This is a genomic window from Pseudomonas avellanae BPIC 631 (assembly GCF_000444135.1).
Lineage (GTDB): Bacteria > Pseudomonadota > Gammaproteobacteria > Pseudomonadales > Pseudomonadaceae > Aquipseudomonas > Aquipseudomonas avellanae.
In genome coordinates, this window is sequence record NZ_ATDK01000381.1 from 1 (window position 1) to 9,767 (window position 9,767).

Here is a 9,767-nt window from a genome sequence, read left to right on the forward strand (position 1 = left end):
TGTACTGTTTGCGAAATAATTTACCCGTGTCCTGCAACCTAAGTTATTGATAAAATTTGAATTTTACGTTAGTTAGTAGCTGGTTTTTTCGAAAACAGTACACTAGCGCAGCTTCACGCATCAACGCTTTGATCTCCAGCTCGAACCGATGGTGCCTGAGCTTGATAGCTCCACGATTGTCCTTCGGATACTCGAGGCCCAAGGAGTAACGAGCGTTCAGATAACTGACAAAACTCTTCAGCGATGCCGCTGCCCCGGGCGTCTCAGCGAGCAGCGACCACAATGAAGAGGAGGACGGCAATTCTTGTCCTGCCGCCGCGCCGGTAGTAAGAAGATTGGCTGCACTGCGCAAAGCCATACGTATCGATCTTGACGAGTTACGACGCTTATTGGGCTTTGACTCAAGGTGTTTGCGGTAGTCGATGAGGAGGGTTCGGCTAGCGCCGGAAACCATCGAGCTGATGATGGATTCGATACGGCGCAGTTCCGTGTGCTCTGCCTTGAGCTCATGATCAACCTGCAGTCCTCGTAATTCGATCATCCATTCCATGGGTAACTGAGCACGGCGAATCCATTGTGCACCGAACGACTCCACCAGTTCCCGATACGATGGAAGCTCTGGCCACCGCGAGTTCATTTCCATGAAGCTCTTCAGGTGTCGATTGATCAGCAGTGCGGCCCTCTTCCCGCCTGTCTTCTTGAGAAGCCAATCTCCATAGGCGGCGTAGGCCTGACAATACGAGTCACAGCTCAAGGCGGCGGTATTGATCCGCAGACGTTTACGAAATGTGCGTATGTAGTAGCAGTTTTGGCATTCGCGGCCGTAGCCCGCGGGCATTTCACTGCCGCAGGCACCACAACTGGTCTCTCCGATTTGCGAACATAGCCTGCACTCCATCACGCCATTGCGCCCTGGAATCAGATTTCTATGGCGCCGACAACTTGGGCAGGTCGCTGAAGTATTCCAACACCTCGGGCAGCATCTTAGGTCGCGCTCGCCGACACGCTTTTTAGTCAGTCGCGTTGAAAGGGTATTGCATACCTCGCAATGACCGGGCTCAGTAAAATAATGTGCGCAGGAGTTACACGCCGGTCCGTAGGCCGTGAGCTTACCCACAGGCCTGCCGGTCCGGCCGCACCTGACACAAGGACCGGCAGTTGCACACGAGGTGCAGACGGCTAGATCGTCAAATATTGCAAGGCGCGTGCGGGATCCGCAACCCGGACACATTCGAGGTTTGAACAAGCGTGCGTAGCAGGTGCCGCAATAACGCGATGTCAGATAGATCTTATGGGCTCTCTGCATCGGTCTGCAGCATGCTGCACAACAGTCTTCTTTACGGACGTGTCACTCTCACCCATCTCGCAAAACCTTTCTTTTCAACCTTGCCCACATGTTCTCAACGCGCCTTCTAGGAGTCGGCGTGCTGATCGCTACGGGCTTGTGTGGACGTGCTGCGCCTGGGGCGAGCTCATCAAGCATCGCCTGGATACTGAAAGTGACCTCCCCCGCAGGCAGTACGACCGAGCGCCTGGAAAATGCGCAGGCACGGATCGTCTCTCGGATCTGGGACTCGCCCATGTCCATTATTTTCCAAACAGCCGAAAACAGATTCATTCTTTCTACCACAGGGAGCATCTCAATCGGAAGACCAGAAAGCGGTCGAGCCATTTCTCCCAAATTAAATGCTTCCCTGAAAGCTGCGAAAGTCTTCGAACCGGTTGTTGCCCCGACCCTCAGAACGCCACTCACGAAGCGTGCCCTATAAAACCATCCAGAGGCCTCGCAGGGCCCCGTATCATCGTGTTGCATGCCCCGGAGTGCATTGTCACCAGCCAACTGAAAAGCGAGAGCGCCAGGTGTAAACCCAAGGTCGTCGAGCGCGCTACTCAAGGAGGTATTACAACGGTCACAGCGATAAAGATTCGAAGCGCCCTGCTCAAGGAGATGTGGCTGCAATGGCGCTCCGCAACGAGGGCAAGAATCGATTAACCGTACCAAGTGTTTTTCACAGCACGTGTGCCATGCCAGGCGTGACCAAATACGGTAGTACGGTATTTGCTCTGATAAACAAATCGGGCAAATTTGCAACCCGCCGGTGCTGCGTCGGTTGCGCCTTCCCAGTGCAAGTATCCATGGCCAGACGCCTTTTTTGGAATCCAGCCCCGGACTTAGGATCTGAGCAATTGGATGCAACGTCGAAGTGCAGATGTCAGCGACTGACACACCAGACAATCGCGCAAGAGGTTCGACCTGCCCCGCAGTTAGTCCTCTATCCAAGTCAATGGTCCAGCATCGCCAATCGGGCCAGAGGCTTCCGGTCAGCGACATTGGAGAGCAACCGTGCGCAAAGGCGCTGCGGATGAGCCATGACGAAAGAAGCTCATCTGCCATCAGGCTTTGCGCTCTGGGCCAACGGGAATTGATTACATCAATTCTCGAATGCCACGCGTAGGATGTACCCATGACTTGCTCTGGATAATGTTCGCATCGATTTTTTCCTTTCCTGAACGAATCGCCTCCGTGGCACACTCAATCAATAGCCGGTGCAAATCGCCGGTGTTGCCCTGTGAAATACCATGCAGCAGCCCGGCGATATGAGGGCGAAAGATTTCAGATGGCTCTCGCAGCGGCAATACAGATTCAAACGCTTTCAAGAAACGCTGAAAGTCGACACCCACTCCCCAATTACGTAGAGAAAAAACGTCGAAACGGCTCGCATGCTGAGGATCCGTATGAAGCACGCGGACGGCGTCTTCAGTCCCAATTCCGATAACTGGTATCGCCAACTCATTACAGAGCAGCTTGATGACATTCATGATCTCGCGCTGCTTAAGCGCAGTACCGCTGAGCATAGAATGGAATTCGTCGATTACAAGCAGCCTGACGTGGCACTCCCGCATCTGATGAATGACTTGGTATCGCAACTTTGAAATGGCGTCAGTAGCTCGGTAGGGTGCCCAGAACTGTTCCAAGATTGCGCAGTAGAAAGACCTTTCATCCGAGGTAGGTGGTGATTCAATACTGATGATTGGCTTCACCGCTTCACCATCGTCATTCACGTAACCTTTGCCGTACAACTCCGTAAATCGTTCGATAATTGTAGTCTTGCCATTGTTGGAGCTGCCCACAACCAATAGATTGGGCATTCGGGGACGGGATGGTACGGTCATAAGGTGGCGCAGGAGGTCCAGCAGCCTTTGCGCTGCTGGGTAACCGATCCACCGTGGTTCGAACAGAAAATCGATGCGGGCCTGATCAGGCATCACCGCAACCGGTCTAAAGTCAGGGTGAATGTGGCTGTACGCACTCATGAAATATCTCCGAACGCATCAAGGTCACCATCGATCATGGTTTCAAGGCCATTGTTCGTTACAGGTGGAATCTTTGACTGCGGATTAGGTTGAGCGGGTGTCTTGCCTTTGGAGTGCACGCGGTGACGCTGAGCTTGGCGTCTGGTCTTGGCGGTCTGAGCTTCGGCAGTTGAGACAAGTTGACGGTTTTCCAGGATGTATCGCTTCAGCAAAGCGTCATTAATATTGGCATGCCCTTCGTCAACGGCACGCTTCTTGGCAGCCTTGAACTCCCAGATACTCGCGGCTGGAAATGCCTGGTTCGACACTGGAATCTTGAAGTACTGCAGAAGCACTGGGTCAAAAAACCAGATAAAGCTGATGTCACGTGGGTCTCGACGGAACACAAAGGTTCGGGCCTTATTTATGTCCTTGTCCTTAGCGTTGATCCACGGTCTCAGGGCTTCCGAGTAGTAGAACATGTCGATCTGCACGCCATAATGCTGAACCGTCCTTTCAAATGAGGGCAAAAAATCCCGCTGCAGGGTGAAGGCGTCAGCAGGCCTTGGTGGAACTCCAACCAACGGATCTTGATCGATATTGCCAAATATTCCGATGTGCCATTTCCTGCTGGGGCTCATGTAGATCTTCGAATGGTAGGACTCGTTATAGATCAAGATTTCTCTTACCAGCCAAGTCTCGAACTCATCGAAGGTCAATGCAGCATGTTTCTCCGAATCGTAGCCATCACGATCGGACTTCTTGCTGTAGGTTTTGCCCGGCATATCCTTCAGCGTTTGCGCAAAAGTCCCCATCAGACGTTCGATGTGCGCACCATAGCGAGGACGTTTTACCGGTCGGAAGCGATTTTCGATGCCGTAGTTGGAACAGGAGCGTTTCACGTCTTCGCTTTGGAAGTCGGCGCCGTTGTCCGCGTGCAGCACTTTCGGTTTGCCCCAGACAGGCCACTCACCATCCACACCGTGTGCAATCAACCATTCCTCCTTAGGCAGAATTGAATGGGCTACACACATGGCTACCGAAATCCCGGCGGGAGCATCCAATGCGAGGTAGTAACCGGTGATCATGCGAGAGTAGACGTCTATCGCGAAGGTGATCCACACCCGACCAATTGAGCGCCTATGCACATCGTCAACTAACAGGATGTCGAGCGGGGTATGGTCGATCTGGACCACTGCGAGAGGATAATCAGCGCCAGGGAATGATCCCGGAGTCGGGTTGTACTTGTTCCGGGCTTTTTCCGCAAAGCCCCGGCCACGCAAATAGGCTTTGTCGGGAATACCTTTGAGCCTTGCTCTGATCGCAGTTGTCCCTGGGGATGTAACCTGCTCGGCCTCACACGCTTCTTGGATCTTTTCGATAGTCTTCGGTATCGTCGGACGATGGGGCTGTAAGAAAAACTCCATGATCACCTTCTCGGTGATTTGACTGGCCTCATCCGAAATTCTGGCTGTGCCCTCCCTCCAACCACGCTTTCGGGGAATGAGGGCCAGCTTTTCTCCCCATTCTTTGTATCGTTTGATCCAGCGATACAACGTAGCGACATCCACACCCACTTCCAAGCTTCGGGCTTCAACCAGACGTCGGCCGACCAAAGCATCTTTTAGGAGTGGCTGGATCGCAGAAAAACGCCTCTCGGCTTCGGCCCACTTTTCACTGCCGATCAGCGTCGTGTCGTAGTTCGCATAAAGGCCCTCAACCTTCCCCTGCTTCAGCGCGCGCAGCCCCCTTATCGGTAGAGCAGCAGCCCTACCCGATTCAACCTCGATCCCCACCACCGTCCGAAAGTCCAGGATCTGCGAGATGCGGTAAACGGCGTCCCCATGTGCAACCAAAGCGTCTACCTCGATAGGCACTTGCTGCCGATCTGGCTCAAAAGGGATCAGTTGCTCTTCGTATTCATCACTGTTCATTAAGCCACCCACACTTCGAGATGGTCATTGAAAGGAAGGCGGATATCGCAGATGAGCCTGCGGGTAGCGATGAGATGCCAGAGATGGCTGATGCCTTGCCCTCGGTAATGGGAGCATGAGTGCTTCGCAAGCAGATAATGAACAGGGGCGACGCCCATTTCGCGCACGCTCTCAATAATCCAACTGCTTTCCTCTGGCGGGAATGTCATACGCTCGTAGCGCTCCAGGAACTGGATGTTCTGTAGAGCCGTATCGCGAATTCGAGACTCGTCGCAGATGTGAAATGTCCAACCTTGCTCATGTGCGTAACGCCAAGCGGCCTTCCATTTTGGAAGCCAGGCTCGCCAGTTCTTCCGCCACTCCGTCTCAGGCTTTACTTCAACGAGCATGGGCTTGGGGTAATCCTCGTAATGACGATCGCCCAGGCGGTAATAGACCAGAAAATCAGGCGTGTATTTGTAAGGCCGGCCGTTAGTGCTGAACGGAATACTCACCGGCTGGGAGATGATTGCCAGCACATCCTTGGAAAACTCGGTGCGAAGAAGAAAATCTCGCTCCAGCATGGATTCGTATGGGATACCGCCCTCTGAGCGGAACGGAAACACTCCGGAGACGCTACGTTTTGTGGGCTTAATCGAGCGCACCGATGCTTGCCTAGGCTTGTCGCAGCTATTTCCAACCATTCATAGGTCCGTCGCAGCTATTTTGAAATTCTGTCGCAGCTATTGCTGAACACCGGATCGACAGCTCAAGGCCTCTAGGAGGTCACTGTCGCATTATATTGAGTATCCTACAGCGGCAGTCGTCCGCAACCTGGCGAGATCACCCTCGCCCATCACGGCGTTCTATTCCTTGATGAGCTGCCGGAGTTTGATCGCCGTGTACTGGAGGTTCTGCGTGAGCCGCTGGAGACTGGTAGGTGGTATTCTCACACTTTTCCAAACGTCACAGGAAGCCCGGAATGCCTACCGCTTACGCCTACATACGCTACTCATCAAAAGCACAAGGCGAAGCCGGTAGAGACTCGGTAGATCGTCAGATGGCGTCGATCCAAGCCATTACAAAGCAACAAGGTATTGAGTTACCGCCCGAGAATATCTACTCAGATACGGGCATATCTGCACACGACGGAAGCAACAAGCGTAAAGGAAAACTTAAAGAACTCATTGATATGATTAGCGATATGCATATCAGGGAGGGAGATTATATATTCGTTGAAAGCATTGACCGGCTTAGTCGCCAAAGACTTCTACAAGCAAAAGAGCTGGTCAACGGCATACTTGAAAAAGGCGTTATTTTAATAACCACGATTGATGGTCAACGATATGAAAAACCGAACGCCACAAACCGTATCGATGACTTACAACAAGATATACTTCTAAGTGTTATTGCAAAGCGAGCATACGAAGAAAGCAACACAAAATCAATTCGTAGAAAATCTGCATGGAATAGGGCCAAGAAGTTAGCCGAAGATGGAAAGGTCATTTTTAACGCTCATAATCCTCCCTATGGCATTCGCTACAATCCAGAACTTAACTGTTTTGAAATCAATGAAGATGAAGCTCAGGAGATAAGAGATTTTTTTGAAAGCTTGAAATATGTCGGCGTTTCGCTATCAATCAAAAAGCTGAATGCATATTCAAAACGCCAATGGTCAAATAGAAATATAAAACATCTTATAGACACGAAATATGTGCTCGGTGCATACATGGCACAACGACGGGACGAAAACAAAAAGAAAGTCTTTGAGCGATATATTGAAAACTATTACCCACAAATCGTTTCATATGAGCTATTTGATGAAGCAATAGCAGCGATGAAGAACAGAGCACACAGAAAGAACTACGGCAACCAAAGTGTAGGCAGCTTGAATATTTTTCGCCACAGCATCAAATGCGGTTGTTGTGGTGCTTCTATGCTGTTTGAAAAACAAACAAACCCAAAGGGCGTCGTTTATCCGTATTTTCAATGCTACACACGCAAAGAATTAAAAAATGGATGCGACCAACCACGCTTTCGTTTTGACTTGGCATTTGGGTTATTTCTTGAACTCATATATCAGTCAACAACAAATGAAGACTTCGACGTTCACCCATGGCAGAACGAAGACCCAAACCCTGAGCGTCAATATGAATGGATAACTCGTGAAAGCGGGATGATTTATCGTCTCCCAACACAAGAAGACATTGATGAAGAGGAACGGGTAGAGAATTTCAGAGAATTATTAATCAAGCTCCTATCAAACAGAGAGAGCCAAACCAAAGACAACAAGAAAATTGTGGAGCTGAACAACCTTTTGCTTGAACAAAAAAGTTATAGAGACAACCTAATGAAGTCTTTTGCTGGTTTCACTAGCGGAGTCATTCCGAAAGAATTCTTAGAGGTAGTTAGCAAAACAGAGGCAAACATCAACGATATTGAACAGAACCTTGCGGAACTACAAACACAAATAAACATCAAGAAAACAACTATAAACATTTACTCGGAAAATGACATAATTGATTTGTATAAAACAGAAGATGGCCGCTTAAAGATAAATCAATTCTTTGTTGCTAACGACATCACTTTCAAATTCAACTTCGACAAAACCACAAGAACTTTGTTTGCTAATATTTTCCAGAACGGCTTTCAAATTGACCGCATAGCTAAAAAGTTCAGCCTACACAATCCACTTAAAGATTTTGGCATCAACAATCTCAACGAATACTTTAATTAAATCCATCACAATCAAAGTAGGCTGCCTAATCAGGTGGCCTGTTTTATTTCCTATACATACTCCTATACCATGCCCTATACAGCTATCTAATACTATTGTTCCTATACACTCTTGAAAAGGTTTAAACTTGAGTTAACATAATAATATGAGGTCAAGTAAAAAGAAGGCGAGCAATGGGAATGTATAGGAAAAAACTTCGTTTTTATCCTACCGCTCAAAAGTCTTCGACATTTTTCACTTACTTCCCTACTCGATTTTCTACACTTCGTTTGAAAATATAAAAGCAAAATCAGGTAGCTGCAATGCCTTCGGACATTACAGAAAAATAAAAACCACACATTAACCATGAGGGTAGCCATGAACAAAAAGAAAAGAAGCGGAGAACAATTTAATATCAGGATTTCAAAAGACGCAAAAGACACAATTGTTGCTAATGCAGCTTTGCTGGGCATAAGTCAGGCGAAGTACATTGAACATCTAGCAGTAAACGGATGTGATGTTATCGAGATAAGAAATGATAAATTTATTGAGTATATTGAAAAGGCAGAGGCAGACTTAAATAAAATGGGCAATAACTTAAACCAGATGGCCAAAGCAATAAATTCTGGGAAAATTGATTTAGTAGAGAGGAACATTGAGATGTTCAACAATGCTAAAAAATCCTTTGACCAACTTTATTCAAAGCTCGTTGAGCACGAAGAAAAAATAACTTTAAAATAAACAACCACAAGGACAATATGATAAGAAAAAAACTCAGCACACAAAAAGGTAAAGGAGAAACACAAAACACCCTCGGGTATGGTTTAAAAAAATCTATTCTAATAGATAGCAACAGACTTCAAACCGGCACAACGCAAGAGTTCATTGAGTTCTTAGCGAAGAAAATAGATAGATCTTGTAAAGGAAAACAGAAAAATACCAGCTTTCACGAAATGGTATCTTTTGACCCATCCGACAAAATCACACCCGAACAAGCCCTTGCCATAGCAACAGAACTTTATTCAGATACTCACGGGTTAAACCGTGAGCACGCTTTTGCTGTTCATACAGACACTAAACAAATTCACGTTCACTTTATTTGGGCACCCAGAGACTTCAACAATAAAATATATAATCAGGTTGATGATTATCTCACCATAGAGCAGAAGCTAACCGACCTCGAAAAGAAACACGGACTATTTCAAGTCACTAACAGAAAATCTTTAAACCCTGACTTAGAAACAAAACCACCAGAGAGCAGCAACGAAAAAGCTCTTGAAGTCAGAGGTATAAAATCCCACAAGAAAGCATTCAAAGACGAAATTGAAATCGCTTTCAAAGATGCCCTCACAACTACTGCTTTCCTCGCTAACCTTCACAAGCAAGGCTTTGATATTATCCCGAATGGACAAAATGCCTATTCATTAGAAAAAGAAGGTCAGATATTCAAGGCCAGTGAGTTAGGCATTCAATATTCAAAACTTAAAAACAAACTTAAAGAGAAGCATCAGTTCAGTGATTTGATGGAGCACTACTCAGATAAGCCACGAAGATATAATGAGGCATTGGACCTCACAACAGACGAGCAAGTTGATTATCTTAAAAAAAATAAATATAAAACCGTTCTGGATAAAAACTTCACACACCAAAAAGTCGGTGGCAACGTTGAGCACTTTTTTAAAAACTCTACTAGCCAGAAGGCTTTCGAATACCACAAAGACCCTTCGAAGGTTACGTTTCAAGATCTATCAAAAGACAGGGCGGTTTCAGAGGCTGAGTGCAACACCCGGCTATTGAGTTAGGGATGGACTCTCATGATGCTTGGACATCATTTCCGTCATCAT

At 47.8% G+C, this 9,767-nt stretch carries 8 protein-coding genes and 1 pseudogene; 4 read left to right on the forward strand and 5 right to left on the reverse strand.

The features are described from left to right. Nucleotides 1-43: 43 nt before the first annotated feature. The 5 genes from DW49_RS0122485 to DW49_RS0122505 all read right to left on the reverse strand — a co-directional run bounded on the left by DW49_RS0122485 (nt 44) and on the right by DW49_RS0122505 (nt 5,791). Complete coding sequence (locus DW49_RS0122485; protein ID WP_024421412.1) at nt 44-838, reverse strand: hypothetical protein; 795 nt, start codon at nt 836-838, stop codon at nt 44-46. A gap of 516 nt (nt 839-1,354) precedes the next feature. Then, the gene (locus tag DW49_RS1000000134375; RefSeq protein ID WP_005613205.1) at nt 1,355-2,467 is read right to left on the reverse strand and encodes a TniQ family protein; all 1,113 of its coding nucleotides are present in this window, start codon (nt 2,465-2,467) and stop codon (nt 1,355-1,357) included. After that, complete coding sequence (locus DW49_RS0122495) at nt 2,428-3,315, reverse strand: TniB family NTP-binding protein (protein WP_024421414.1); 888 nt, start codon at nt 3,313-3,315, stop codon at nt 2,428-2,430. The genes DW49_RS1000000134375 and DW49_RS0122495 overlap by 40 nt, the downstream gene beginning before the upstream one ends. Then, entirely contained in the window at nt 3,312-5,228 is a 1,917-nt protein-coding gene (locus DW49_RS0122500) for a helix-turn-helix domain-containing protein (protein ID WP_005613211.1), read from the reverse strand. Before DW49_RS0122500 ends, DW49_RS0122495 begins: the two co-directional genes overlap by 4 nt. After that, the gene (locus DW49_RS0122505; protein ID WP_005613213.1) at nt 5,228-5,791 is read right to left on the reverse strand and encodes a heteromeric transposase endonuclease subunit TnsA; all 564 of its coding nucleotides are present in this window, start codon (nt 5,789-5,791) and stop codon (nt 5,228-5,230) included. The genes DW49_RS0122500 and DW49_RS0122505 overlap by 1 nt, the downstream gene beginning before the upstream one ends. 234 nt (nt 5,792-6,025) lie before the next feature. Here DW49_RS0122505 and DW49_RS1000000130835 point away from each other — a divergent pair. The 4 genes and pseudogenes from DW49_RS1000000130835 to DW49_RS0122520 form a co-directional block, all read left to right on the forward strand. Beyond that, nucleotides 6,026-6,145: pseudogene (locus DW49_RS1000000130835) on the forward strand (ATP-binding protein); the annotation flags it as partial. Nucleotides 6,146-6,189: 44 nt separating this feature from the next. After that, nucleotides 6,190-7,944, forward strand: coding sequence for a recombinase family protein (locus DW49_RS0122510; RefSeq protein ID WP_005613215.1), 1,755 nt, complete (start codon nt 6,190-6,192; stop codon nt 7,942-7,944). A gap of 357 nt (nt 7,945-8,301) precedes the next feature. Then, on the forward strand, nt 8,302-8,664 hold the full coding sequence (locus DW49_RS0122515; RefSeq protein WP_024421415.1) for a plasmid mobilization protein: 363 nt from the start codon (nt 8,302-8,304) through the stop codon (nt 8,662-8,664). Nucleotides 8,665-8,681: 17 nt separating this feature from the next. Next, nucleotides 8,682-9,725: a relaxase/mobilization nuclease domain-containing protein gene (locus DW49_RS0122520; protein ID WP_024421416.1), complete on the forward strand. Its 1,044-nt coding sequence runs from the start codon at nt 8,682-8,684 to the stop codon at nt 9,723-9,725. Nucleotides 9,726-9,767: the final 42 nt, after the last annotated feature.

Bases quoted from the DNA above. Each gene is read 5' to 3' on its own strand.
- DW49_RS0122485 (WP_024421412.1), bottom strand. From the start codon at position 838: ATGCCCGCGGGCTACGGCCGCGAATGCCAAAACTGCTACTACATACGC.
- DW49_RS1000000134375 (WP_005613205.1), bottom strand. From the start codon at position 2,467: ATGGGTACATCCTACGCGTGGCATTCGAGAATTGATGTAATCAATTCC.
- DW49_RS0122495 (WP_024421414.1), bottom strand. From the start codon at position 3,315: ATGAGTGCGTACAGCCACATTCACCCTGACTTTAGACCGGTTGCGGTG.
- DW49_RS0122500 (WP_005613211.1), bottom strand. From the start codon at position 5,228: ATGAACAGTGATGAATACGAAGAGCAACTGATCCCTTTTGAGCCAGAT.
- DW49_RS0122505 (WP_005613213.1), bottom strand. From the start codon at position 5,791: ATGCTGGAGCGAGATTTTCTTCTTCGCACCGAGTTTTCCAAGGATGTG.
- DW49_RS0122510 (WP_005613215.1), top strand. From the start codon at position 6,190: ATGCCTACCGCTTACGCCTACATACGCTACTCATCAAAAGCACAAGGC.
- DW49_RS0122515 (WP_024421415.1), top strand. From the start codon at position 8,302: ATGAACAAAAAGAAAAGAAGCGGAGAACAATTTAATATCAGGATTTCA.
- DW49_RS0122520 (WP_024421416.1), top strand. From the start codon at position 8,682: ATGATAAGAAAAAAACTCAGCACACAAAAAGGTAAAGGAGAAACACAA.